This window comes from Streptomyces sp. NPDC030799 (assembly GCF_055572255.1).
In genome coordinates this window covers 202,088-227,471 of record NZ_JBVIDS010000009.1, presented here as the reverse complement: position 1 = coordinate 227,471, position 25,384 = coordinate 202,088, and the positions used below count along the sequence as shown (strand labels likewise).

General features: G+C 72.2%; 21 protein-coding genes. 16 read left to right on the top strand and 5 right to left on the bottom strand.

Annotated features, from left to right (window positions below):
- The first annotated feature begins 49 nt into the window (after nt 1-49).
- From ACZ41I_RS23665 to ACZ41I_RS23655, 3 genes are all read left to right on the top strand, one after another.
- Entirely contained in the window at nt 50-1,021 is a 972-nt protein-coding gene (locus ACZ41I_RS23665) for an aldo/keto reductase (RefSeq protein ID WP_363215947.1), read from the top strand.
- Between the two features lie 83 nt (nt 1,022-1,104).
- Nucleotides 1,105-1,671: a TetR/AcrR family transcriptional regulator gene (locus ACZ41I_RS23660; RefSeq protein ID WP_468514975.1), complete on the top strand. Its 567-nt coding sequence runs from the start codon at nt 1,105-1,107 to the stop codon at nt 1,669-1,671.
- Nucleotides 1,668-3,191 (top strand): MFS transporter, encoded by a 1,524-nt coding sequence (locus tag ACZ41I_RS23655; RefSeq protein WP_468514974.1) that lies wholly within the window; start codon nt 1,668-1,670, stop codon nt 3,189-3,191. The genes ACZ41I_RS23660 and ACZ41I_RS23655 overlap by 4 nt, the downstream gene beginning before the upstream one ends.
- A 34-nt stretch (nt 3,192-3,225) precedes the next feature.
- On the opposite strand, the gene ACZ41I_RS23650 is transcribed toward ACZ41I_RS23655, so the two are convergent.
- Both ACZ41I_RS23650 and ACZ41I_RS23645 read right to left on the bottom strand, forming a co-directional pair.
- Complete coding sequence (locus ACZ41I_RS23650; protein WP_468514973.1) at nt 3,226-4,893, bottom strand: multicopper oxidase family protein; 1,668 nt, start codon at nt 4,891-4,893, stop codon at nt 3,226-3,228.
- A 135-nt stretch (nt 4,894-5,028) separates the two neighbouring features.
- Nucleotides 5,029-5,700, bottom strand: coding sequence for a lysophospholipid acyltransferase family protein (locus ACZ41I_RS23645; RefSeq protein WP_363215943.1), 672 nt, complete (start codon nt 5,698-5,700; stop codon nt 5,029-5,031).
- Nucleotides 5,701-6,401: 701 nt separating this feature from the next.
- Here ACZ41I_RS23645 and ACZ41I_RS23640 point away from each other — a divergent pair.
- The 3 genes from ACZ41I_RS23640 to ACZ41I_RS23630 all read left to right on the top strand — a co-directional run bounded on the left by ACZ41I_RS23640 (nt 6,402) and on the right by ACZ41I_RS23630 (nt 8,718).
- Complete coding sequence (locus tag ACZ41I_RS23640) at nt 6,402-7,577, top strand: glycerophosphodiester phosphodiesterase (RefSeq protein WP_468514972.1); 1,176 nt, start codon at nt 6,402-6,404, stop codon at nt 7,575-7,577.
- A 91-nt stretch (nt 7,578-7,668) separates the two neighbouring features.
- Nucleotides 7,669-8,175, top strand: a complete 507-nt coding sequence (locus ACZ41I_RS23635; protein ID WP_363215941.1) for a sigma-70 family RNA polymerase sigma factor — start codon at nt 7,669-7,671, stop codon at nt 8,173-8,175.
- A gap of 45 nt (nt 8,176-8,220) precedes the next feature.
- A complete protein-coding gene (locus ACZ41I_RS23630) occupies nt 8,221-8,718 on the top strand; it encodes a GNAT family N-acetyltransferase (RefSeq protein ID WP_399771580.1) in 498 nt (165 codons plus the stop codon).
- Nucleotides 8,719-8,790: 72 nt separating this feature from the next.
- Here ACZ41I_RS23630 and ACZ41I_RS23625 read toward each other — a convergent pair whose 3' ends face one another.
- Nucleotides 8,791-9,231 (bottom strand): hypothetical protein, encoded by a 441-nt coding sequence (locus ACZ41I_RS23625; protein ID WP_399771257.1) that lies wholly within the window; start codon nt 9,229-9,231, stop codon nt 8,791-8,793.
- Entirely contained in the window at nt 9,212-9,571 is a 360-nt protein-coding gene (locus tag ACZ41I_RS23620) for a hypothetical protein (protein WP_399771259.1), read from the bottom strand. Before ACZ41I_RS23620 ends, ACZ41I_RS23625 begins: the two co-directional genes overlap by 20 nt.
- Nucleotides 9,572-9,659: 88 nt before the next feature.
- Between ACZ41I_RS23620 and ACZ41I_RS23615 the strand changes: the two genes are divergently transcribed.
- The 9 genes from ACZ41I_RS23615 to ACZ41I_RS23575 all read left to right on the top strand — a co-directional run bounded on the left by ACZ41I_RS23615 (nt 9,660) and on the right by ACZ41I_RS23575 (nt 22,648).
- Nucleotides 9,660-10,310, top strand: coding sequence for an HAD family hydrolase (locus ACZ41I_RS23615; RefSeq protein ID WP_468514971.1), 651 nt, complete (start codon nt 9,660-9,662; stop codon nt 10,308-10,310).
- Nucleotides 10,311-10,653: 343 nt separating this feature from the next.
- The gene (locus ACZ41I_RS23610; RefSeq protein ID WP_363215936.1) at nt 10,654-11,688 is read left to right on the top strand and encodes a methionine ABC transporter ATP-binding protein; all 1,035 of its coding nucleotides are present in this window, start codon (nt 10,654-10,656) and stop codon (nt 11,686-11,688) included.
- Nucleotides 11,685-12,422 (top strand): methionine ABC transporter permease, encoded by a 738-nt coding sequence (locus ACZ41I_RS23605; RefSeq protein ID WP_399771265.1) that lies wholly within the window; start codon nt 11,685-11,687, stop codon nt 12,420-12,422. The genes ACZ41I_RS23610 and ACZ41I_RS23605 overlap by 4 nt, the downstream gene beginning before the upstream one ends.
- 76 nt (nt 12,423-12,498) lie before the next feature.
- Nucleotides 12,499-13,326: a MetQ/NlpA family ABC transporter substrate-binding protein gene (locus ACZ41I_RS23600; protein ID WP_363215934.1), complete on the top strand. Its 828-nt coding sequence runs from the start codon at nt 12,499-12,501 to the stop codon at nt 13,324-13,326.
- Between the two features lie 145 nt (nt 13,327-13,471).
- The gene (locus tag ACZ41I_RS23595; protein WP_363215933.1) at nt 13,472-14,089 is read left to right on the top strand and encodes a GNAT family N-acetyltransferase; all 618 of its coding nucleotides are present in this window, start codon (nt 13,472-13,474) and stop codon (nt 14,087-14,089) included.
- A gap of 87 nt (nt 14,090-14,176) precedes the next feature.
- The gene (gene cbiE / locus ACZ41I_RS23590; protein ID WP_399771269.1) at nt 14,177-15,406 is read left to right on the top strand and encodes a precorrin-6y C5,15-methyltransferase (decarboxylating) subunit CbiE; all 1,230 of its coding nucleotides are present in this window, start codon (nt 14,177-14,179) and stop codon (nt 15,404-15,406) included.
- A gap of 392 nt (nt 15,407-15,798) precedes the next feature.
- Nucleotides 15,799-20,298: a nicotinate-nucleotide--dimethylbenzimidazole phosphoribosyltransferase gene (cobT, locus tag ACZ41I_RS23585; protein ID WP_468514970.1), complete on the top strand. Its 4,500-nt coding sequence runs from the start codon at nt 15,799-15,801 to the stop codon at nt 20,296-20,298.
- A 211-nt stretch (nt 20,299-20,509) separates the two neighbouring features.
- On the top strand, nt 20,510-21,742 hold the full coding sequence (gene cobA / locus ACZ41I_RS23580; protein WP_363215930.1) for a uroporphyrinogen-III C-methyltransferase: 1,233 nt from the start codon (nt 20,510-20,512) through the stop codon (nt 21,740-21,742).
- A gap of 87 nt (nt 21,743-21,829) precedes the next feature.
- Nucleotides 21,830-22,648, top strand: a complete 819-nt coding sequence (locus tag ACZ41I_RS23575) for a TrmH family RNA methyltransferase (protein ID WP_399771275.1) — start codon at nt 21,830-21,832, stop codon at nt 22,646-22,648.
- Nucleotides 22,649-22,831: 183 nt separating this feature from the next.
- On the opposite strand, the gene ACZ41I_RS23570 is transcribed toward ACZ41I_RS23575, so the two are convergent.
- Nucleotides 22,832-24,244, bottom strand: coding sequence for a serine/threonine-protein kinase (locus tag ACZ41I_RS23570; RefSeq protein ID WP_468514969.1), 1,413 nt, complete (start codon nt 24,242-24,244; stop codon nt 22,832-22,834).
- Nucleotides 24,245-24,847: 603 nt separating this feature from the next.
- On the opposite strand from ACZ41I_RS23570, the gene ACZ41I_RS23565 reads away from it, so the two are divergent.
- Entirely contained in the window at nt 24,848-25,024 is a 177-nt protein-coding gene (locus ACZ41I_RS23565; RefSeq protein WP_030343942.1) for a hypothetical protein, read from the top strand.
- The last annotated feature ends 360 nt before the right edge of the window (nt 25,025-25,384 follow it).

Below are 25,384 nucleotides of genomic sequence, written 5' to 3'. Positions count from 1 at the left end.
CGCGGCTGGGTACATTGGAGATCCTCAGCCGATCGTGCAGGGAGCCCCCATGCCGTTCAGCCGCCTGGCCGCCGCGACCACGCCCACCGCGCACCTCGGCCTCGGTCTCGCCGCCGTCGGCCGTCCGGGCTACATCAACCTCGGCCGGGAGGACGACCTCCCGGCCGAGCGCACCGTGGACGCCCTGCGCACCCGTACCCACGAACTCCTCGACGCCGCCTACGCCCAGGGCGTGCGCTACTTCGACGTGGCCCGCTCCTACGGCCGTTCGGAGGAGTTCCTCGCCGACTGGCTGAACGCCCGCCCCGGCATCGACGACGTGGTCGTCGGCAGCAAATGGGGCTACACCTACACCGCCGGCTGGTCCACCGACGCCGAACAGCACGAGGTCAAGGACCACAGCCTCGCCACGTACGAGCGGCAGCGCGCCGAGACCGACGCACTGCTCGGCGACCGGCTCGACCTCTACCAGATCCACTCGGTGACCCCGGACAGCCCCGCCCTCACCGACAAGGACCTGCACGCCCGGCTCGCCGAGGCCGCCGCCCAGGGCCTGACCGTCGGCTTCTCCACCAGCGGCCCCGACCAGGCCGACGCCGTCCGCGCCGCGCTCGCCGTGACCGTCGACGGCGAGCCCCTCTTCCGTACGGTCCAGTCGACGTACAACGTGCTGGAGACGTCGGCGGCCCCCGCACTGGCCGAGGCGCACGACGCCGGGCTCACCGTGATCGTCAAGGAGGGCATGGCCAATGGCCGGCTGGCGGAGCCGCACGCACCCGAGGCGCTGAAGAGGGTCGCCGAGGAGGCCTCACTCGGCTGTGACGCCGTGGCCCTCGCCTGGATCCTGCGCCGGCCCTGGGTGGGTGTCGTGCTCTCCGGCGCCGCGACCGTCACCCAGCTCGCCTCCAACCTCCACGCCCCCGCCGTCGACCTCGACGCGGACCAGATGACGCGTCTCGCCGCGCTCGCCGAGGACCCGCACGCCTACTGGGAGCGGCGCGGACAGCTGCCCTGGCACTGACGATCACCCGCTCCGACCAGCAGTGGAGAGTCACTCATGCCTAAGGTGAGACATGAATGTCTCACATGGGCTATCCTTGTCTCATGGCCCTCGATCGTGACCAGGTGCTGCGCAGCGCCGCCGCCCTACTGACCCGTAAATCCACCGCGACCATGGACGAGGTCGCCAAGGCCGCCGGGATCAGCCGGGCCACGCTGCACCGCCACTTCGCCGGGCGCGACGCGCTCGTCCGGGCGCTGGAGGCGCTCGGCATCGAGGAGTGCGAGGCGGCCCTGGGAGCGGCCCGCCTGGACGAGGGCCCGGCGGGCCAGGCCGTCCACCGGCTGATCCAGGCCATCGAGCCCTCGGCCGGCCTCCTGGCCTTCCTCTACACCGAGAACCAGCTCTTCGAGGGCGAGGAACAGAACCAGGGCTGGGCCCGCATCGACGAACGCCTCACGGCCCTGTTCCGGCGCGGTCAGGAGAGCGGCGAGTTCCGCATCGACCTCACCCCGGCCTGGCTCACCGAGGCGCTCTACGGCCTGCTGGCCTCCGGCGCCTGGGCGGTGGCGGAGGGCCGGGTGGCCGCCAAGGACTTCACCTACATGATCGTCGAGCTGCTGCTCGGCGGCGCCCGACGTACCCATGCACAACGAAGAGAGGAATCATGACCAGCACCCTGCAGCCGGCGAAGGCGACGGAGGCGGTGAAGCGCCCGGGCCGCTGGCTCGCGCTCTCCGTCCTCGTCCTGGCCGTGCTGCTGGTGGCCGTCGACGCCACCGTCCTCGGTCTGGCAACCCCGTACATCAGCGAAGACCTGGCTCCCTCCGGCACCCAGCTCCTCTGGATCGGTGACGTCTACTCCTTCGTCATCGCCGGCCTGCTCGTCTCCATGGGCAGCCTCGGCGACCGCATCGGCCGCAAGCGGATCCTGCTCGGCGGTGCCACGGCGTTCGGCGCGCTGTCCGTCCTGAACGCCTACGCGACGACTCCCGAACTGATGATCCTGGCGCGGGCCCTGCTCGGTGTCGCGGGTGCGACGCTGATGCCCGCGACCCTCGCCCTGATCCGCAACATCTTCCACGACCCGCGCGAGCGCAGCCTCGCCGTCGGCATCTGGGGCGCGACCGCCTCCGCCGGCACGGCCGTCGGCCCGATCACCGGCGGCTTCCTCCTCGAACACTTCTGGTGGGGCTCGGTCTTCCTCATCAACCTGCCCGTGATGGCCGTCCTCGTCCTGGTCGGCATCCGCACCCTGCCCGAGTCCCGCAATCCCGACCCCGGTCCCTGGGACCTGAGCAGCGTCCTCCTGTCGCTGGTCGGTGTGATCGGCATCGTGTACGCCGTCAAGGAGGCGGCGACCCACGGCTTCACCTGGCCCACGCTCGCCGCCGGCCTGCTGGGCGCCGCCGCGCTCCACGGCTTCGTGCACCGCCAGCTCACCATGCCGGCCCCGCTGCTGGACATGCGCCTGTTCCGGCGTCGCGGCTTCAGCGGGGCGGTCCTCGCCGACCTGCTGACCGTGCTCGGCATGTCGGGGCTGGTCTTCTTCCTCTCCCAGTACCTGCAACTCGTCCAGGGCAGGCGCCCGTTCGAGGCGGGCCTGGCCGAACTGCCCGCCGCGGTCGGTGCGGTGGCGGCCGGTCTGGTCGCGGGCCGCGCGGCTCGCCGCTTCTCGGTGCGGGCGGTGGTCTCGGGCGGTCTGGCGGCCGTCGGCCTGGCCCTGGCAGCGCTGGCGGCGCTCGGCCAGTCCACCGGTTACCCGGTTCTCGGCGCCGCCCTCCTGGTCGTGGGGATCGGCGCGGGCTTCTCCTTCACGGTCACCGCGGACGTCATCCTCTCCAGCGTCCCCAAGGACCAGGCGGGCGCCGCCTCGGCGGTCTCCGAGACGGCGTACGAACTGGGCGCGGCTCTCGGCATCGCCCTGCTGGGCTCCGTCGTGACGGGTGTCTACCGTGACTTCACCGGCCCCAAGGGCACCCCGGCCGCGGCCCACGAGTCGCTGGGCGCGGCGGTCGAGGCATCGGCACACCTGCCGGCCCGCACGGCGGACGCCCTGCTGACGGCGGCACGCGAATCCTTCGTCCACGGCCTGGCCCTGGCCTCGGGCGTGGGAGCGGCGGTCCTGCTGCTGGCGTCGGTCGCGGCCTGGTTCCTGCTGAAGGGCCAGAAACTGGAAAGCGCAGGGTGAGCCACCCGGCAACGCTCCTGAACCGTCCCGAAGGTCAGCGGAGATAACCGAGCACCGTCATCATCCCGCTCTCCGAGTGGTACTGGTTGTGACAGTGCAGCATCCACAACCCGGGGTTGTCGGCGTCGAACTCGACAACCAGCTTGCGATGCGGCAGCACGATCGAGGTGTCCTTGCGGGCCCCCACCGCATCCAGCCCCGCGAGCGCGAACGTGTGGCCGTGCAGATGCAGGGGGTGCCACATGCCGGTGGCGTTGATGAGGGTGAGCCGGACGCGCTCGCCGGCCCGGACGGGATGCCGCTGCCGCACGTCAAAGGGCTTGTGGTCGAACCCCCAGTCGTACTTCTCCATGGTGCCGGTGAGCCGGATGCGGATCTCGCGGTCGGGGTCGCGGTCGGCGAGGGCGACGGAATCGGCGGGCTTGAGCCGGCGGGCGGGGACGACCCTGCCGTCGAGTTCGTCCGGGCGGACGTCCGGTGCCGGAAGGTCCTTCCCCTTGTCGGTGCGCAGAACGGCGAGCGCCGTGCCCTTCTTGCCCTCGGCGAGGGCGACGAGGGGGAAGACACCGTCCTTGGCGGTGATCAGGACGTCGTACCGCTCCGCCATCCCGATGAGCAGGGCGTCGGTCTCCTTGTGCTCCACGGGATAGCCGTCGGTGTGGGTGACGGTCATCCTGTGGTCGCCGAGCGCGACCCGGAAGGCGGTTTCCGAGCCCGCGTTGATGAGCCGCAGCCGGACCCGGTCGCCGGGGCGGCAGCGGAAGAGCGAGGGGCGGGTGCCCAGCCGCCCGTTGGCCAGGTAGTGGGGGTAGGCGACGCTGCCGCCCTCGCCGTGGAGCAGGCGGCTGTGGGAATCGTGCAGCACCCGGGACGGACCCCCCGCGCGTGTCCGGGACGACGATCCGTGCCCGCCCGCCGCGGACGGCTTCGGCGGCCTCGCGTGTCCGGTCGCCGATCCGCCGAGACTTTGGGTGCCGTGTCCGGGGCCCATGGCCATGCCCGTCATCGCGGGATCGCTCCCGCCGGGCCTGAGCTGGGCGAGCACCTCGTCCGGGGTGGAGCCGTCCACCCCGTCCACCCAGTCGTCCAGGACGACGACCCATTCCTTGTCGTAGGCGAGGGGCTCTTTGGGATCGTCGACGATGAAGGGCGCGTACAGGCCGCGGTCGGGCTGCAGACCGACGTGCGAGTGGAAGAGATATGTGCCCGGGTGGGCGGCGACGAAGCGGTAGGTGAAGTCCGCCCGGGAGGGAATGGCGTTCTGGGTCAGGTCCGGGGTGCCGTCCATGTCGCAGCGCAGACGCAGCCCGTGGGAGTGCAGTGTGGTCGTGGTGGGCAGCCGGTTGGCGAGGGTGAGGTCGAGGACGTCACCGGCGGTGACGCGGACCAGCGGGCCCGGGAGCGTTTCGTTGTACGCCCAGCTCCGGACGGACTTCCCGCCCAGGTCCAGTGTCGACTCGGCAGCAGTGAACCTGAACGTGCGTACGGGACCGGCCCCGCGTTTGCGCTCGGCGGCAAGGACCTCCGGATCCGACGGGTTGACGTACCCCTTGGGTCCCGGTGGCACGAATCTGCCCGTCCCGTTTCCTTGTTGGGGGCGGGACGGGTGTTCAGAGCCGGAACCGGAGCAGGCCGCCAGGAGCCCCGCCCCGGCGGTGGCGATCGGAGCACGGAGCAGGGTACGCCGCGAAGGTTTCTGCATGTCTGAATAAGACATGTTGTGTGCTCATATGGCCGGTAGATTGCGGCGGAATGGCTGAAGTGTCGGAGCAGATTACACCGGCAGGCGGACGGTGGCGGTGCACCGGCCCGCTCATGTGCCGGTCGACCGGAAGGTCTAGGCGGCCTTCGCCTTGGTGGCGTACATGTCCACGTACTCCTGCCCGGACAGTCGCATGACCTCGGCCATCACGGAGTCGGTCACGGCCCGCAGCACATAGCGGTCCCGGTCCATCCCGTCGTACCGCGAGAACTCCATGGCCTCGCCGAACCGGACGGTGACCCGGCCGGGCCGCGGGATGCCACGGCCGCCCGGCTGCAGCTTGTCCGTGCCGATCATGGCGAAGGGGACCACCGGCGCACCGGTCATCAGCGTCAGCCGCGCGATACCGGTACGGCCCCGGTACAGCCGGCCGTCGGGCGAGCGCGTGCCCTCGGGGTAGATCCCGAAGATCTTCCCCTCCTCCAGGATCCGCCGCCCGGTCATCAGCGCGGCCACACCACCGCTCGCGCCGTCCCGGTCCACCGGGATCATGCCGACGCCGGTGAAGAACCAGGCCATCAGCCGGCCCTTGACGCCCTTGCCGGTGACGTACTCGTCCTTGCCGATGAAGAACACCTGCCGCTTGGTGACAAGCGGCAGCACGATCGAGTCGATGAAGGTGAGGTGGTTCCCGGCCAGAATGACCGGGCCGTCTCCCGGAATGTGCTCCACGCCCTCCACCTGTGGGCGGAACATCAGGCGCATGATCGGTCCGAGCACTGCCTTGATGAGCGCGAAGCGGGACAACGGGTCCTCCGATGTCGAGGGAATCGATATGTGTCTGTGCAGGTGAGGACATTACTCGCGGCCCCGGGGCGGGCGCACATCGGGTGCGCCCGGTTCACCGAGGTCTTACGAAGAGTTGACGCGGGTTTACCTGCGGTGACGCGTCGGGGACGGGCCGTAACGGCCTGGTGACGGTGTGACGGAGATCGCGCGGGACGCCCCTCCATCCGGCGGCACGACCCGGCCCGCCCGTCCGACGCCCCGCCATCACCGCCTCCCGCGCCCGCCGCACTCGGCTCCGGCCCGCGTCCGCCGTTGCTCGGCTCCGCCCTACGCCCGCCGTTGCTCGGCTTCGCCCCGCGGCCGCCGCACTCGGCTCCGCCCTACGCCCGCCGTTGCTCGGCTTCGCCCCGCGGCCGCCGCACTCGGCTCCGCCCTACGCCCGCCGTTGCTCGGCTCCGCCCTACGCCCGCCGTTGCTCGGCTTCGCCTCACGGCCGCCGCACTCGGCTCCGGCCCGCGGCCGCCGTCACTCGCCTCCCCGGGCGGTCGTCGTCCCACCCCGACGGCCCGTCACTCCTCCCGTTCCGCCGACGGCCCGTCATGCGTGCCTCCCACAGGACACCCCGCACCACCCGCGTGTTCGAGCCCAGGACTCCCTTCGGTCATGTCCGCGCCCCTACGATCGGCCCGCACTCACGAGCGAACGGCAGGAGGGCGCTGATGGGCAGCGACCAGGCGAACGACAAGACGCAGGGCACCGGACGGCGGGCGATCCTCGGCGCGGCGGTGTTCGGCGCGAGCGGAGCGGTCCTCGGGCTGCCGGGCATGGCCGAGGCGGCCGGGGCCCGGACGGGCGGGCACGGCGGCCGGGGGCTGAAGAGCCTGCCGGTGCCCACGATCATCGGCCACCGCGGCGCGAGCGGCTACCGCCCCGAGCACACCTTCGGCTCCTACGAACTGGCCCTGGATCTGGGCGCCGACGTGGTCGAGGCCGGTGACCTGGTGCCCACCAAGGACGGTCATCTCGTCTGCCGGCACGAACCGGAGATCGGCGGCACCACGGACGTCGCCGCGCATCCCGAGTTCGCCGACCGCAAGACCACCAAGGTCCTCGACGGCGTCTCCACCACCGGCTGGTTCACCGAGGACTTCACGCTCGCCGAGCTGAAGACCCTGCGCGCCATCGAGCGCATCCCGGCCAACCGTCCGCACAACACCCTCTACAGCGGGCGCTGGGAGATACCGACGTTCGAAGAGGTCCTGAAGTGGCAGGACGAGCAGACCCGCAAGCGCGGCAAGCAGGTCTTCATCTACCCCGAGACCAAGCACCCCACCTACTTCCGCAGGCTCGGGCTCGGCCTGGAGGAGCGGGTCGCGGAGCTGCTGCGCAAGTACGGCAAGGACGGCCGGAACTCGCCTGTCATCCTGCAGTCCTTCGAGCCCACCAGCATCCAGAAGCTGAACCAGCTCGTCGACAACCCGCTCGTCGTGCTGCTCTCCTCGGCCGACAGCCGCCCCTACGACTTCGTCGAGTCGGGCGACCCGCGCACCGTCGCCGACCTCATCACCCCCAAGGGCCTGCGGGAGATCGCCGGCTACGCCCAGGGTATCGGCCCGACCCTGGACCTGATCATCCCGAAGAACGCCGACGGCACCCTGGGCAAGCCGACCACCCTGGTCTCCGACGCGCACAAGGTGGGACTGATCCTCCACCCCTACACCATGCGCAACGAGAACCCCTTCCTTCCGGCCGAGTACCGCAAGGGCAGTGCGGCCGACGCCTACGGCGACTCCTTCGGCGCGTTCAAGAGGTACTTCGCCACCGGCATCGACGGCGTCTTCACCGACAACGCCGACACCGGCGTGCTCGCCCGCGCGGACTTCCTGGCGGGCTGACCTCGTCAACCAACGGCCCTTCCCGCACCACGTTCGGGTGGCTGTGTGCCGCCCCGGCAACCTGCTCCCGGGGCGGCACGTCGTTCCGCATATGACGCACGACTTGGTGGCCGCCCTGCATCCGCTGCTCACCGCCGAGGCATCGGCCGAGGCATATGCGGCCGGGAGCGAGCCCGGCGACCTGGAGCAGGCCGTCTGGCTCCGCCTGCTGGAGCGCCTGGAGACCGACGGTCCGCCACCGGACCCGCACGGCTGGCTGCGCAAGGCGGTGCGCGCCGAGGTCCGCCGCAGCCGCCGTACCAGCCGCCGGGAACGTCCGTACGGCGCCGAGCCGGCCGACGACGCCCGCACCGACCCCGAGCAGCACGTTCTCACCACCGCCCGGCATCGCGCCCTGCGCGACGCGGTGCGCCGCCTGCCCGGCCGCTGCCCCCGGCTCATCGAGGCCCTGCTCTCCCCGAAGGACCTGACATACCGGGAGATCGCGGGGGAGTTGGGTATCTCACAGGGCAGTCTTGGTCCGGAACGCTCCAGATGTCTGGGTTGTCTGCGCCGATTGCTCACACCGGAGGTTGCTTCCCGCGAAGTGCGGGGATAGGAGTGAGGAACGACAGGTGATCAGGTGAGCGGGAGGCATGCGCACATGGGCATGAGCGTGACCATCTCGGTGGCGACCGAGCAGGACGCGGAGCAGATCTTCAGGCTCCAGTACCTGTGCTTCCAGAGCGAGGCGGCGCTGTACGGCAACTACCGCATCGACCCGCTGGTCCAGACCCTGGACTCCGTCCGCCAGGAGGTCGCCTCCGACTGCGTCTTCGTCGCCCGGCTCGGCGAGGAGGTGGTCGGCTCGGTGCGCGGCAAGGTCACCGAGGACGGCACGGCCGCCATCGGCAAGCTCTGCGTCCACCCGCGCCTCCAGGGCCACGGCATAGGCGCACGTCTGCTGCGCGCGGCCGAAGCGGCACTGGCGGAGGAGCGCGGCGCCACCCGCTTCCGCCTCTTCACCGGCCACCGCAGCGAGGGCAACCTCCGCCTGTACCGCCGCTCGGGCTACGAGACGGTGGGCCGCTCCCGGGGTGCCGACGGGGTGGAGATGATCATCCTGGAGAAGCCGGCAGGGGCTTTCGTCCAAACGGCGTGAGCCGGGGCGCCCGAAAGGGGCGCCGGGTCACTGCGCCGGCGACCGCAGAGCTCCCGCACTCGCCGGCGTTCCTCAGGCGTCCCTTTGCGCGGGTGCCTTCCGCAACCAGTACATCGCGGAGAGCGGCAGCAGCACCGGGATGAAGATGTAGCCCATCCCGTACTTCGACCACACGGTCGAGTCGGGGAACGCCGAGGGATCCACGATCGTCCACGTCCCCACGATCAGCACTCCCGCAAGCTCGGCGGCGCAGCACACCATTGCCGCCCGCCGAGCCGTCTCCCCGCCCCGGACCAGCGTGTACGTGATGAACGCGTAGACGAGCCCGGCCACGGCCGACAAGGAGTACGCCAGCGGGGCCCGATCGAACTCCGTGCTGATCTCGAACGCGGAACGCGACACCGCGCCGACCACCATCACGCCGTAGAACCAGACGAGCAGCATGCCCGGCCCGCTGATCAACCGGGTCGGCTTCTCCTCCACCGCCGTCACCTCAGCCTCCCCAGATGTCATAGAGCCGCACCTCCAGCACGGCCAGCACCACACCGCCGGCCGCCACCGTCACCGAGCCCCAACGGGTCCGCTCGGCCAGTGACATGAATCCCGCTGCCGGAACGCACGCGAACGCGCCCAGCAGATACGCCACGAAGATCGTCGTGCCCTGTTCCGGCTTCTCGCCCCGCGCCAGCTGCACGATCCCGACCACCAACTGGACCACGGCCAGCAGCGACACCACGGCCATGCCGATGAAGTGCCAGTCCTTGGTCGGCTGGTCGCGACAGGCGGCCCAGCCGCACCAGGCGGCGAGAAGCAGCGCGGCGACACCGGTCACCAGCGTCAGGGCATTGAGCATGCGGTGACCTTATTACGGCCGAAACGGGCGCCGGCCGCCGACCCCGCCCGTGGGTCATAGGGTCTAGACCACACCATAGGGTCCAGGCATGACGATCCACGCGCACGCCCTCCTGTTCGACAACGACGGCACCCTCGTCTCCTCCCTCGACTCCGTCGAGCGCTGCTGGACCCGCTGGACCCGGGAGTACGGGGTCACCGCCGAGGACTTCGCGCGCGTGGCCCTGCACGGCCGGCCCGCCGCCGAGATAGTCGCCGACCTGCTGCCCGCCCATCTGGTGGCGGAGGCGGTCGCACGGGTCGAGCAACTGGAGGTGGACGACGTACCCGACGGAGGGGTACGGCTGCTGCCCGGAACGCGGGACTTCCTGGCCTCCCTGCCGGCCGACCGGTGGGCCGTCGTCACCTCCGCCACCCGGCGGCTCGCCGAGGCCCGCCTGGACGCCGTCGGCATCCTGCCCAAGACGCTGATCGCCGCCGACGACATCACGCGCGGCAAGCCCGACCCCGAGCCGTATCTGCTCGCCGCCCGGCAGGTCGGTGTCGACCCGGCCCACTGCGTCGTCTTCGAGGACGCCCCGGCCGGACTCCAGGCGGGCCGCGCCGCCGGAATGACCACCGTGGCGTTGGCCACAACCCATCGCGCCGAGGAACTCGACGCCGACCTGGTGGTCCAGGACCTGTCGGCCTTGTCGGCACTGGTCACCGACGGGGGCGTGCAGATCTCCGTCCGCCGCTGACGCCACGTCACCGGCTGTCCGCCGCTGTCCACCATGCGGACGGCGGCGGCCGGTCAGCACCGTACGTCTGCTTTACTGATCGCATGACCACGACGAGCTGCCGCATCCTTGCGACCGAGGCGACCATGACGCCCGGTGCTCGTTGTATGTGTCGCCTGATGTGTCGAATGTGCGCCTTCTAGAGGGCCCCCGCATCAGCTGAGCCTCGCGCCCCGAAGCGAGAGCCGTGGCATGTCCGTGCGCCGCATTCCGTACGAGACGCACATCCACTCCTCATGCCTGACCGCATGCACACGTGCCCGGGCACACCCACGCCCGCGCAACTGACAGTGACGGAAATCCTGTGATCACCACCTCGGGCCTGACCAAGGTCTACCGCTCCCGCGGCCGTGAGGTACATGCCCTCGACGGCGTCGATCTCCACGTCCGCGAAGGCGAGGTCTACGGCGTCATCGGCCAGTCCGGCGCCGGCAAGTCCTCCCTCATCCGCTGCGTCAACCTGCTGGAGCGCCCCACCTCCGGCACCGTGACCGTCGCCGGACAGGACCTCACCGCCCTCGCCGGGCGCGGCCCGCGTGCCGGCAAGGAGCTGCGCCGCGCGCGCAGCCGGATCGGCATGGTCTTCCAGCACTTCAACCTGCTCTCCTCGCGCACCGTGCAGGACAACGTCGAACTGCCGCTGGAGATCCTCGGCAAGTCGGGGAAGGAACGGTCCCGCAAGGCACTCGAACTCCTCGACCTGGTCGGACTCGCCGACAAGGCCAAGGCGCACCCCGCCCAGCTCTCCGGCGGCCAGAAGCAGCGCGTCGGCATCGCCCGTGCCCTCGCCGGCGATCCCAAGGTGCTGCTCTCCGACGAGGCCACCAGCGCCCTCGACCCCGAGACCACCCGCTCCATCCTCCAGCTGCTGCGCGACCTGAACCGGCAGCTGGGCCTGACCGTCCTGCTCATCACCCATGAGATGGACGTCGTGAAGGCGGTCTGCGACTCCGCCGCCCTGATGGAGAGGGGCCGGATCGTGGAGTCCGGCACGGTCAGCGAGCTGCTGGCCACCCCCGGCTCCGAGCTGGCCGCCGCGCTGTTCCCGGTGAGCGGGGAGCGCACCGGCGCCGACCGGACCGTCATCGACGTCACCTTCCACGGTGAGGCCGCCACCCAGCCGGTCATCTCCCAGCTCGCGCGCACCTACAACATCGACATCTCGATCCTCGGCGCCGCCATCGACACCGTCGGCGGCCTCCAGATCGGCCGGATGCGCATCGAACTGCCCGGCCGCTACGAGGACAACGTGGTGCCGATCGGGTTCCTGCGCGAACAGGGCCTGCAGATCGACGTGGTGGGCCAGGAGGCCCTGCTGGTGAAGGAGGGGGCCAAGTGACCTGGTCCGAGATGCAGCCGCTGCTGTCGCAGGCGTGTACCGAGACCTTCCGGATGGTTCTCTGGTCCACCCTGATCGCCGTCGCCGTCGGCCTCCCGCTCGGCCTCCTCCTCGTCCTCACGGACCGGGGCGGCCTGCTGCAGAACGTCCTCGCCAACAAGGTGATCGGCCAGATCGTGAACATCGGCCGGTCCATGCCGTTCATCATCCTGATGGTCGCCCTGATGACCTTCACCCGCTGGGTCACCGGGACGACGATCGGTACGACCGCCGCGATCGTGCCGCTCGCCATCGGCGGCATCCCGTTCTTCGCCCGCCTGGTCGAGACGGCCGTCCGCGAAGTGGACAACGGTCTCGTCGAGGCCGTGCAGTCGATGGGCGGCAACACCTGGACGATCGTCCGCAAGGTGCTCGTCCCCGAGGCGCTGCCCTCGCTGATCGCCTCCACCACCACCACGATCATCGCCCTCATCGGCTACTCCGCCATGGCCGGCACGGTCGGCGGCGGCGGCCTCGGCGACCTCGCCGTCCGCTACGGCTACCAGCGCTTCGAGACCCAGCTGATGTGGATCACCGTCGCGATCCTCGCCGTCGTCATCTCCCTCATCCAGTTCGCCGGCGACTTCGCCGCCCGCTCCCTGCACAGCCGCGGCGGCCGCTCCGGCCCGGCGCCCAAGCTCCGCCTGCTCAAGGCCCAGGAGCCGGCCGCGGCCGACGTCAGCAAGGTCGCCTGAGCCTGTTACGGCACCCCCGAGACTCCCCGTTCACCCATACACGGGGTCGCACCACCCTTAAGGAAAGGCACTTTTCGTGCGTAACACCGCCAAGTTCACCACCGCCGTCCTCGCCGCCGGAGCCCTCACCTTCGGGCTGACCGCCTGCGGCTCCGGCAAGGACTCCTCCTCCGACTACAGCGGCCCGCTGGTCGTCGCCGCCAGCCCGACCCCCCACGCCGAGATCCTGAACTTCGTCAAGAAGAACCTGGCGAAGAAGGCGGGCCTCGACCTGGAGGTCAAGGAGTTCTCCGACTACATCACGCCGAACACGGCGACCGAGGACGGCTCGGTGGACGCCAACTACTTCCAGAACCAGCCGTACCTGGACGACTTCAACAGCAAGCACGGCACCCACATCGTGCCCGTCGCCACGGTGCACCTGGAGCCGCTCGGCCTGTACTCCCACAAGGTCAAGAAGGCCGACGCGCTGAAGAGCGGTGCGACCATCGCCATCCCGAACGACGCCGTCAACGAGGCCCGTGCCCTCAAGCTGCTCGCCGCCAACGGGCTCATCACCCTCAAGCCCGGCGCCGGCAACGAGGCCACCGCGCAGGACATCGCCAAGAACCCCAAGAACCTCAAGTTCAAGGAGGTCGAGGCGGCCCAGACCCCGCGCTCCCTGGAGGACGTGGACGCCGCGGTCGTCAACGGCAACTACGCCATCTCCGCCGGCCTGAAGCCCGCCGAGAACGCGGTCGTCCTGGAGTCCGCCAAGAACAACCCGTACGCCAACTTCCTCGCCGTGAAGAAGGGCAACGAGAAGGACCCGCGGGTGAAGAAGCTCGCCAAGCTGCTCGTCTCGCCCGAGGTCAAGAAGTTCATCGAGGACAAGTACCAGGGCTCGGTCATCCCGTCCTTCTGACGCCGACGGCACGTATACGGCGTTTCGCCACGCACGGGGTCCACTCCCTCACCGGGTGTGGACCCCGTCGTGCGGTTCAGTGGTTTCATGCTGCATGCTGGGCAGTTCGCAGGCCCTGAAGATTTACCAAGTTACGGAGCGGCGCATGACTGGCACCTTTCCCAACGTCTCCATCAGCACGGAGCGGTTGGTGCTGCGCCCCCTCGAGGACTCCGACATCGAGGCCTTCGCCGAGATGATGAACGACGAACTGGTCACCGCCTGGACCTCCGTCCCCCAGCCCTACACCCAGGCCGACGCCCGGCACTGGGTCACCGAACTCGCCCCGGCCGAACGCACCGAGGGCCGCGGCATCGTGTTCGCCGTCGACGAGTTCCTCACCCAGCGCCTCGTCGGCATCGTCCATCTGCAGAACACCGACTGGCGGGTGCGTTCGGCGGAGATCGCCTACGTCATCGCGCCGTGGGCCCGCGGCGAGGGCTATGCCTCCGAGGCCGCTCTTGCGACCGCGCAGTGGCTGTTCCACGACCAGAAATTCGAACGCCTGGAGCTGCGCACCGCCGCCGACAACACCGCCTCCCAGCAGGTCGCCCAGAAGATCGGCTGCATCAGCGAGGGCGTCCTGCGCGGCGCCTGGATAGCGCGCAGCAGGACCGGCGACGGCACGTGGGCGGATGTCCGCACCGACGTCATCGTCTGGAGCCTGCTGCCCGAGGACCTGGCCGACACGAGCGGTTTCACGTCCTACTCGGACTGGAACTGAGCCCTCCGCGCCTCACCAGGTACCCTCACGGAGTCCCCACATGGGCCCCATCCCCCTGACGACCTGCGAAGACCTGGAGAGACGACGATGGCCGACCGGGTCACGGTGATCGGCTGGGACGGCTCGCCGCTGACCGACGCGGCACGCGCCGCCCTGGGCGCCGCCACGCTCGTGGCGGGCGCGGCCCACCATCTGGCACTGCCCGAGGTCCCGCCCGCCGCCGAACGCGTCCGTCTGGGCAGCGTCGCGCTCGCCGCGCGCCGGATCGCCGCCCACCGCGGCACAGCGGTGGTGTTCGCCGACGGCGACCCCGGCTTCTTCGGCGTAGTCCGCACCCTGCGCGCACCGGAGTTCGGCCTGGAGGTCGAGGTCGTCCCCGCCGTCTCCTCCGTGGCCGCCGCCTTCGCCCGCGCCGGCATGCCCTGGGACGACGCCCAGGTGGTCGTCGCCCACCCGCGCACCCTGCGCCGGGCCGTGAACGTCTGCCGCGCCCACACCAAGGTCGCTGTCCTCACCGCACCGGGTGCCGGACCCGCCGAACTCGGGCTGCTGCTGGAGGGCGTGCACCGGACCTTCGTCATCTGCGAGGAACTGGGCACCGAACGCGAGCAGGTCACCGTCGTCACCTCCGACAAGGCCCCCGACCACACCTGGCGCGACCCCAACGTCGTCATCGTCATCGGCGGCCCGGTCGGCGCGGGCGAGGGCGGCGGCTGGATCGCCGGGCGCGACCCCGGCACCGGACCGCGCGGCTGGGTGCAGCCCGACGAGACCTACGGCGACGGACCCGGCAGCCGCCTCGGCGAGGGCGAGACGGAACTGCTGCGCGCCGCCCAACTGGCCCGCCTCGGCCCCCGCGTCGGCGACCTCGTCTGGGACATCGGCTGCGGCTCCGGCGCGTTCGCCGCCGAAGCCGCGCGCGCCGGGGCCGCCGTCATCGCCGTCGACCGGGATCCGCGGGCCTGCGCCCGGACCGAGGCGGCCGCGCGGTGGTTCGGCGTACAGCTCCACGTGGTCCAGGGCACCGCGCCGCATGTGCTGGAGAACCTGCCCGAGCCGGACGTCGTCCGGGTGGGCGGCGGGGGAGCGGCCGTCGTCTCCGCGGTCGCCGACCGGCGCCCGCAACGCATCGTCACCCACGCGGCGACCCGTGACGCGGCCGAACTGGTCGGCCGCGACCTGACCGAGCACGGATACCGCGTCGGGTGCGCCCTGCTGCAGTCCGTCGAACTCGACACCCGCGCCTGGACCGAGACCGAGCGGAGCGTCGCGTTCCTGCTCACAGGAGAATTGCCGCGGCGCGAAGCGCCTCGTTGAGGGCTGGTGGTCGGGCGACGGGCGGGCCTTCCCGATCGCGCCCCGTGATCGTGTTGTCGTACCGCGCGCGGTAGGCTGGCCGATCGTTGTGCCACACCGGGCGGCCCGGAAGTTCGTTCGCCAATGTCCGGAAAGCGCGCCCGTTTTGGGGTCGGTGTGGTACTGCGGAACCGGAGGACGCGCAACGTGGCGCAGTCCACAGCGGACTGTCGCGGATCATGCTGTCGCGACGGCGGAACGGCCGGGACAATGCCACTGAATGGCTTTGTCGCCTTTTCCGGCGGGTCGTTCGTGCCGCTGGGCACGGACGCTCGTTCTTCACTACGGGCGGTCGGTGCGCCGTTCCGGGTGAGCTGGTCGTAGGAGCACTAACCGATGGGCGAGGGGTACGCATGACCGACACCGGCCAGGTCCCGGCCGAGGGGCAGCCGGAGAGCGCAGGCATGGTGGAGCAGCCGGGCGTTGCCGCGCACGGTGCGTACACCTACCTCTCCGAGGCACCCGCCGAGGACGAAGACCTGCTGCTGCCGGGTGCCCAGGGCGCGTGGGGCAACGAGGTGCCGCCACCCGCTCCGGAACCGGTCCTGGAGGCCGTCCACGAGCCGGGTCCGCACGAGACGGCCGGCCGGGACAGCGGCTCCGTCGACCTCAGCGGCGTCCGCCTGCCGAACCCGGCCCCGGTGTCCGTGCCGCCGTCGCCCATCCTCTCGGCCCCGCAGGATCCGCAGGGCGCGCCGCAGGCGCCGCGCCGTCCGCTGCACCTCGGCCCGCCGATTCCCGATGCCTCCGCCAGCCCGGTCCGCTCCCTCGCCGACCGCGGCCCGGCCGGAGCACCGGTACGGCAGCCCGGTCCGCCGCCGGCCGGACCCGAGTACCTCGACGCCCAGCCGCTGCAGGACATGGCCCCGCAGAGCGCCGCCCCGTGGGGCTCGGCGCCTGCCGCCCCCGCCGTGACTCAGGTCGGCACGCGGGCAGCGGCTGCCGAAACGGTTGACCCGGTCGCCGTCCCCGCGGACGCCGCCGCCCAGGCCGAACCGTCCGACGCCGCCCAGGCCACCGTCGCCCGCCTCGCGAACCAGGCGGCCGGGCAGGCACCTGGCGCCGCGCAGATGGTGCACAGCCACGACGGCGTGCAGCCCGTGCAGGGCCACGACGACGTGTACACAGCTCCGGCGGGGGCGCCTGCCGGAGCGTCTCCCGAGGGCGTCGAGCCGTTCGCCGCGGAGCAGGGGCCGGGGCCGGAGGGTGTCCACCAGGCCTCCCAGGCCCCTGCCGAGGGCAGCGGCCAGGACACCCTGGGCGTACAGAGCGTCGACGGTACGGCCGCCGTGGCCGGTGGTGTTCCCGCCGACAGCGGTGCCGCCGGTGACGGCGGGCCTGCGGCCGGGCCGGATGCCGCCCCCGCCCAGGAGGCGCCGGCGCATCCGGGCGAGCAGGGTGTCGCCTCCAGCCGGCAGCCGGAGTCCCAGGCGGTGCCGGGTCAGGCACCGGCGGACGTACAGGCCGACTCCGCCACCGAAGCACCCGCCGCCGCCCAGCCGTCCGGAGCCGCTCAGCCGGCGGAGGGTGCCCAGACGGGCGAGGCCGAGGCGTCGTACGGGAGTGCTCAGCCGGGCCAGGTCGTGGAGCAGGGCGAGGCCGTTCAGCCGGGCGCGGACGTGCAGTCGGCCGGGGCCGTGCAGCCGGGTCAGGCCGAGCAGCAGGGCCAGGCCGTGCAGCCGTCCGAGGTCGTTCAGCCGGGCCAGGTCGTGGAGCAGGGCGAGGCCGTTCAGCCGGGTGAGGACGTGCAGCCGTCCGAGGTCGTTCAGCCGGGCGGGGATGCTCAGCCGGGCCAGGTCATGGAGCAGGGCGAGGTCGTTCAGCCGGGCGAGGCCGTGCAGCCGTCCGGGGCCGTTCAGCCGGGCGGGGATGCTCAGCCGGGCCAGGTCGTAGTGCAGGGCGAGGCCGTTCAGCCGGGCGCGGACGTGCCGTCGGCCGGGGCCGAGCAGCAGGGCCAGGCCCCACAGTCGGCGGAGGCGGCTCAGCCGTCCGGAGCCGCTCAGCCTTCCGAGGCTGCTCAGCCGTCCGAAATCGCTCAGCTCGGCGAGGGCGGGAATGTGCCGCAGGCGCAGGTCGCTGCTGACGCCGGGCAGGCCGGTACGGCGGCCGGTGGTGTCGTCGAGGGCGTGAGCACCGCCCCCGCACCGGAGACGCCGGACGCGGTGCAGGTCGCGCCGGAGACGGTCGCGGCCCAGGCCGAGGCCGCCGCTCCCGCGCAGGCCGATCCGAACAACCCCGTCGCCGTGGAGCCGCAGCCGGGCGTGGTCGAGTCCCAGCCCGCCGCTGCCCACCCCGCGCCCGCCGCCGGAGCCGTACCGGTCCCCGAGCCGGTGGCCGGGCCCGAGTCCGGTACCCCGGCCTCCGCGCCGGAGGCGGCGGAACCCCAGACGCCCGCTGCCACCCAGGCCCAGAACGCTGCCGCCCAGGCCCAGAACGCCGTGCCGGTCCCGGCCGCCGTCGACGGTGTCGCCGTATCCGAACCGCAGCCCCACCCGGCTCAGGGCCCGCAGCTGGCCGGCCCGGCAGCGACCGCGGCGCCCTCGGCCGAGGCCCTGCCCGGAGCCCCGCAGGGCCCGGCCACCGTCACGCCGCCTGCCCAGCCGCAGCCGGCCGCCCAGGACGCCGTCCACCAGGTCGCCGCCGCGGCGGCCCCCGTCACCGGACCCGGCGCCCCCGCCGGCCCGCAGACACAGTCCGCCGAGGCCGCTCCGGCCACTGCCGAGGCCGAGCCCACGCCGGCCGACCCCGCCGACGGTTCCGCCGCGCACGCGACGACGCCCGGGCAGGCCGCCGCCGACCGGACCGACCAGGCCGGGCCACTGTCGTCCGACGTTCCGCAGGAACCGCTCGGGCAGTTCGTGCCGGTCGAGGGCCAGGTGCCCACCACCCCGCACCTGGCGCCCACCCCGCCGCAGCCCCTGGTCCTGCCCAGGGAGGGCGCCCAGGAGCCGGTGGCCACGGTGCCGGCCCCGCGCGAGGGCGAGCCGGCCACCGTACCGGCGGCTTCGCACCCGGAGCAGACCCCCGATGTCGTACAGAGCGCGGAAGACCTGCCGACCGCGCCCGACGACCAGGAAGAAGAGAGCACGGCCGAGATGGGCGAAGCACCACGGTCCACCGGTCCCGCCGCGCCCGGCTACGCCGACGCAGAGCGTGAGGCCGTCCTGAAGGTCATGCGCGAGCGCCGTGACATCCGCAACGGCTTCCGCAGCGACCCCATCCCGCACGAGGTGCTGCTGCGCGTCCTGGAGGCCGCCCACACGGCGCCCTCCGTGGGCCACTCGCAGCCCTGGGACTTCGTCGTCATCCGCTCCGCCGAGACCCGGCGGACGATGCACGAACTGGCGATGCGGCAGCGCGAGGCGTACGCCAAGTCGCTGCCGAAGGGCCGGGCCAAGCAGTTCAAGGAACTGAAGATCGAGGCCATCCTCGACACCCCGGTCAACATCGTCGTCACCGCCGACCCCACCCGCGGCGGCCGGCACACCCTCGGCCGTCACACCCAGCCGCAGATGGCGCCCTACTCCTCGGCGCTCGCGGTGGAGAACCTCTGGCTCGCCGCCCGCGCCGAAGGCCTCGGCGTCGGCTGGGTCAGCTTCTTCGACGAGCGGGAGATGGTCCGCGCGCTCGGCCTGCCCGAGCACCTGGAGGTCGTCGCCTACCTGTGTGTCGGGTACGTCGACGAGTTCCCGGACGAGCCGGAGCTGATGCAGGCCGGCTGGTCCAAGCGACGCCCCCTGTCCTGGGTGGTGCACGAGGAGACGTACGGCCGCCGCGCCCTGCCCGGAGAGGAACCCCACGACCTGCTTGCCGAGACCGTCGCACAGATCCGTCCGCTCGACGCCAAGGCCCTCGGGGAGGCCTGGGAGCGCCAGAAGCGCATGACCAAGCCGGCCGGCGCGCTCGGCATGCTGGAGATCATCTCCGCACAGCTGTCCGGGCTGTCCCGGCAGTGCCCGCCGCCGATCCCGGAGCCCGCAGCCGTCGCCATCTTCGCCGGCGACCACGGCGTGCACGCCCAGGGCGTCACCCCCTGGCCGCAGGAGGTCACCGCCCAGATGGTGGCCAACTTCCTCGGCGGCGGAGCGGTCTGCAACGCCTTCGCGGGCCAGGTCGGCGCCGAGGTGTGCGTCGTGGACGTCGGCGTCGCCGCCGACCTCCCGGCCACCCCCGGCCTGCTGCCGCGCAAGATCCGCGGTGGCACGTCCGACATGACGACCGGCCCCGCGATGACCCGCGAGGAGGCCAAGCAGGCCATCGAGGTGGGCATCGAGACCGCCCGCGACCTGGTGGCGGCCGGCAACAAGGCGCTGCTCACCGGAGAGATGGGCATCGCCAACACCACGGCGTCCGCCGCGCTGATCTCCGTCTTCACGGGCGCCGACCCGGCGGAGGTCACCGGCCGCGGCACCGGCATCAACGACGAGACCCTGGCCCGCAAGACCGAGGTCGTCCGGCGCGCCCTGGACCTCCACCAGCCGGACCCGGCCGACCCCATCGGTGTCCTCGCCGCGATCGGCGGCTTCGAGCACGCGGCCATGGTCGGCCTGCTCCTCGGCGGCGCCTCGCTGCGTACGCCGGTGATCCTGGACGGCGTCAGCGCCGGTGCCGCGGCCCTGGTCGCCCGCGCGATCGCCCCCGAGGTCCTGGCGGCGTGCATCGCCGGCCACCGCAGCGCCGAGCCCGGCCACGTGGCCGCCCTCAACAAGCTGGGACTGCGCCCCCTGGTCGACCTCGACCTCCGCCTGGGCGAGGGCACGGGCGCGCTGCTGGCGCTTCCCCTGGTGCAGAGCACGGCACGGGCGATGCACGAGGTGGCCACGTTCGATTCGGCGGGGGTCACGGAGAAGTAGGGCTCTCCGGGACGACGGTTCCGGGTGCCTCTGCCAACGCCGCGGGTGGTTGTGGGCAGTCGTTCGCCACGGCGGAACGGGTGGTCACAACCACCCACCCGGCCGCACCCGGCGACGATGCCCAGCCACCGGACACCTGACCCGCTTTCACCGCCACCACCGTAAAATCCGCACGTCAGCGCCACCGCACAGTCCCCGGAGGAGCCGTCCCATGGCTGAACACCCCGCCTACCCCGTAGGCCTCCGCCTCTCCGGCCGCCGCGTGGTCGTCCTCGGCGGCGGCCAGGTGGCCCAGCGCCGGCTTCCGGCACTGATCGCGGCGGGCGCGGACATCGTCGTCGTGTCCCCCGAGGCGACCCCCTCCGTCGAGGCCATGGCGGACGCGGGCGAGATCACGTGGGAGCGGCGGCCGTACGCCGAAGGCGACCTCGCCGAAGCCTGGTACGCCCTCATCGCCACCAGCGACCCCGAGGCCAACGCGCGGGCGTCCGCCGAAGCGGAGCGCCACCGGGTGTGGTGCGTCCGCTCCGACGACGCCGACCAGGCGACCGCCTGGACCCCCGCGACCGGCCACAGCGAGGGCGTCACCGTCGCCGTCCTCACCACGGACGTGCGTGGCCGCGACCCCCGTCACACCGCCGCCATCCGCGACGCGGTCGTCGAGGGCCTGCGCGACGGCACCCTGGTGGCGCCCCACCACCGCAGCCGCACCCCCGGCGTCGCCCTGGTCGGCGGCGGCCCCGGCGACCCCGATCTGATCACGGTCCGCGGCCGTCGGCTGCTCGCCGAGGCGGACGTCGTCATCGCCGACCGGCTCGGCCCGCGCGACCTGCTGGCCGAACTCCCGCCGCACGTCGAGGTGATCGACGCGGCGAAGATCCCGTACGGCCGATTCATGGCCCAGGAGGCCATCAACAACGCGCTCATCGAGCACGCCAAGCAGGGCAAGGCGGTCGTCCGGCTCAAGGGCGGAGACCCGTACGTCTTCGGCCGGGGCATGGAGGAGCTGCAGGCACTCGCCGAGGCGGGCATCCCCTGCACGGTGGTGCCCGGCATCTCCAGTTCCATCTCGGTCCCGGGCGCGGCCGGCATCCCGGTCACGCACCGCGGGGTCGCCCACGAGTTCACCGTGGTCAGCGGGCACGTGGCCCCCGATGACGAGCGCTCCCTGGTCGACTGGCCGTCCCTCGCCAAGCTGACCGGCACGCTCGTGATCCTCATGGGCGTCGACAAGATCGGGAAGATCGCCGAGACGCTCGTCGCGCACGGCAAGTCCCCGCAGACCCCCGTCGCGCTGGTCCAGGAGGGTACGACGGCCGCGCAGCGACGTGTCGACGCCACGCTCGCCACGGTCGCCGAGACGGTACGCGCCGAGGACGTGAAGCCGCCGGCGGTCGTCGTCATCGGCGAGGTCGTGCGGGTCGGCCCGCAGCCCGCCGCTTGATCACCACCCTTGATCACGCGTAACCCGGGGTAACACAACCCGTTCCGAGCCGTTGGCACCACATCCAGGACAAGGCAGTATCACTCTGTGGCCGATCTCATCACCGTTGAGGATCCCGAGGACCCGCGCCTGCGCGACTACACAGGCCTGACCGATGTCGAGCTGCGCCGCAAGCGCGAGCCCGCCGAGGGTCTGTTCATCGCCGAGGGCGAGAAGGTCATCCGCAGGGCCAAGGAAGCGGGCTACGAGATGCGCTCCATGCTGCTCTCGGCCAAGTGGATCGACGTGATGCGCGACGTCATCGACGAACTCCCCGCCCCGGTCTACGCCGTGAGTCCCGAACTGGCCGAGCAGGTCACCGGGTACCACGTGCACCGCGGCGCGCTCGCCTCCATGCAGCGCAAACCGCTGCCCACGGCCGCCGAGCTGCTCCGGTCGGCCCGCCGGGTCGTGGTCATGGAGTCGGTCAACGACCACACCAACATCGGCGCGATCTTCCGCTCGGCGGCCGCGCTCGGCATGGACGCGGTCCTGCTGTCGCCCGACTGCGCCGACCCGCTGTACCGGCGCAGCGTCAAGGTATCCATGGGTGCGGTGTTCTCGGTGCCGTACGCCCGTCTGGAGACGTGGCCGAAGGGCCTGGAGTCGGTCCGTGAGGCCGGCTTCACCCTCCTCGCGCTCACCCCCGACGACAAGGCGCGCTCCCTCGACGAGGCCGCTCCGCACACAATGGACCGGGTGGCCCTGATGCTCGGCGCCGAGGGTGACGGACTGTCCACGCAGGCTCTGGTCGCCGCCGACGAATGGGTCCGCATCCCGATGTCCCACGGCGTCGACTCGCTCAACGTGGGCGCGGCCGCGGCGGTCGCCTTCTACGCCGTGGCCACCGGCCGCCCCCGCCCCTGACCTCCCCGCCCCGGCTTCCCCTCCGGGGCCCGGGCTGCGCCCCGGTACGCTGCTCGCTCTCCGCAGCACCGCGTGCCTCTCCGGGTGTGCCCTGGAGCCTGTAGCGCCGGTCACCGCCACCTGCGAGGCCCAGGCCCCAAGCCCCCGCCCGTTCGCGAGGCGCGAGGCGCTTCTGGGGTCTCGTCAGTTGCCGAAGTCCCGGCTCAGGGTCGGCTCGTGCCGGTCGGACATCGGCGGGTCGGCGTCCGCAGGCCGGTAGTCGGGCTGTGCGTGCCGTTGCTGACGGCCGTCGTCGCCGAGCCCGCGGGCCGGTCCCTGGCAGCCCTGCGCCACCGCGATGCCGAGCGCGACGAGCAGCGTCACCACCACGAACACGAACAGCCGCTGGCGCAGCAGCCGCGGATTGGCCGGCCGCCGTCCGCCCCCCGCCGTACGCTGCGCAGGCCGCCCGGACCCGTTGCGCGGAGCGGGACGGGTCCCGCCGCCCGAGCGTCGGCCGCCGCCGCGCGGCGGCGGGGTCGAGCGGGCCGCACCCGGCCGCGCGGAGGCTCCCGTACCGCCGCCGCGCGTGCCGCTGCCACCCCGCGAGGCCGCTCCGTCACGCGCCGGTGCACCGCCCCGGGAGGGGGTGCCGCCGCGCGGCACCGGAGTGCCGGGGGACGTACGCCGCTGGGTGCGCTGCTGCTCGGGGTACGTGTCGACGAGCCGTCCGGTGGTCCGGTCCGTCTCCGCGGCGCGCGGCGCGGGCGGTCGTACGTCGGCCAGGCCCTGTGCCTCACGCGCGGCGATCTCCTTGAGCCGCAGTGACAGCTGCAGCGTGCTGGGCCGCTCCTCGGGGTCCTTCGCCAGGCAGGCCCGGACCAGCGGGGCGAGCGCGTCCGGTACGCCGTGCAGGTGCGGTTCCTCGTGCACCACCCGGTACAGCATCACCTCGGAACTGCCCTGCCCGAAGGGCGAGTCGCCGGTGGAGGCGTAGGCGAGGGTCGCGCCCAGGGAGAAGACGTCCGTCGCCGGGGTGACGGCCGCCCCGCGCACCTGCTCGGGCGCGAGGAAGCCGGGGGAGCCGACCGCCGTACCGACGTGCGTGAGCGTGGAGGCGCCGGTGGCCCAGGCGATGCCGAAGTCGATGATCCGCGGCCCCTTCGGGGACAGCAGGATGTTGGAGGGCTTGAGGTCCCGGTGGACGACACCGGCCTCGTGCACGGCGACCAGCCCCTCGGACAGCGCCGCGCCGATCGCCGCGGCGTCGGCGGCGCCGAGCGGGCCCTCGTCGGCGACCTTGTCGTGCAGGGAGGGGCCGGGGACGTACTGCGTGGCGAACCAGGGCCGCTCCGCCTCCAGGTCCGCGGCGACCAGCCGGGCCGTGCAGCCGCCCCTGATCCGCCGGGCCGCCGAGACCTCACGGGCGAACCGCGACCGGAATTCCTGGTCCTCCGCGAGATCGGGTCGGATCACCTTCAGGGCGACCCGCTGCCCCTTCTTGTCGGAGCCGAGGTAGACCACACCCATCCCGCCCGCGCCGAGCCGTCGGTGAAGCCTGAACGAGCCGACGACGCGCGGGTCCTCGCGCCTCAGGCGCATCATCGCCATGTTCATCCCCGCTGCCCGGTCCCTGTGACGTGGCACAGCTTACGTTTCCACGGCCGCCTGCGCGCAGAGGCCGCGCCCTCCGGGGCCGACGGATTGTGCCGTACGCCGGTACGTGGTGATGTGCGGTCAGGAACTCGGCGGACGCGGGTGCATTGAGTCTTCCGTTCCGTCAACGGATCTTGAACACAAGGGCGTTGAGGGTGAGTGGGAGCAGGTGGTACCGGTTCATGTCCTCACCCGGCGCACATCCGGTACCGACACGAGGGCCGCCCAGGGCACGGAACACGACCTGGACACACCCCACCGCCACCGCCCCGTCGGAGTGATCGAAGTCACTCCTTTCGGCCCGCTGGACGCTTCCGACATGACCGGACACACCGGGCGCCCCCTCCGGGAAGACCCCTAGACCCGGAGAGGCATCTCCACCCAGGGGAGTAGATCCCAGGTCATGGCTCATCCTCCGGGAGGCCCGGCAATCGGTACGAGGGCATGACGCCCGGCACCCGCCCCACGCCTAGATTTGAGGTCAAGCGGCGGGTGCAGCACTCGTCCCCCGAGGTCAGACACCCGCCGCTGCCGACCACAAGAGACACGGTCAGGAGAGGGACCATGGCCCACACGGCACCGCGACGCCCGGCGTTCGCACCGCGCCGGACAGGCCGCCGTCACCCCTTGGTGGCGACGCTCATGGCCCTTCCCCTGGCGGCCCTGCTCCTGCTCGTCTTCGACGGCTGGGAGACGGTGGCCACACAGGCGTCGTCCGTGGGTGCGATGCTGGGGCGCTGAGCGGCGACCTCAGGCCCGGAAGAGCGGTCCGGGCGGGGACATCCATCCAGGAAACCCCGTGGGGACGGGGGTGCGGCGGACGGCAGAATGCCGGCGCAGCTGGGGAGCTGCGCCGGCATTGCTTTCTCCTGCCGGGCAGTGGCTGCGTGCCTGTCTCAGCTGCGGGCGATCATGCCGCGAGGCCGGTGTCCATCCGGCAGTGGGCCACATGTCTGCCCTGGCCGCGGGCGGTCGTGCCCCCAGTGTCTCAGGGGTCTGAGCGGTACCCCCGGGGTCGGCACGGGTGGGCGATGGGGGGTGTCGCCCCCGCGAGCGAAGTCGAGCGTGGGGAAGGTGCACCACCCCGCCGGCGCGGGTGAG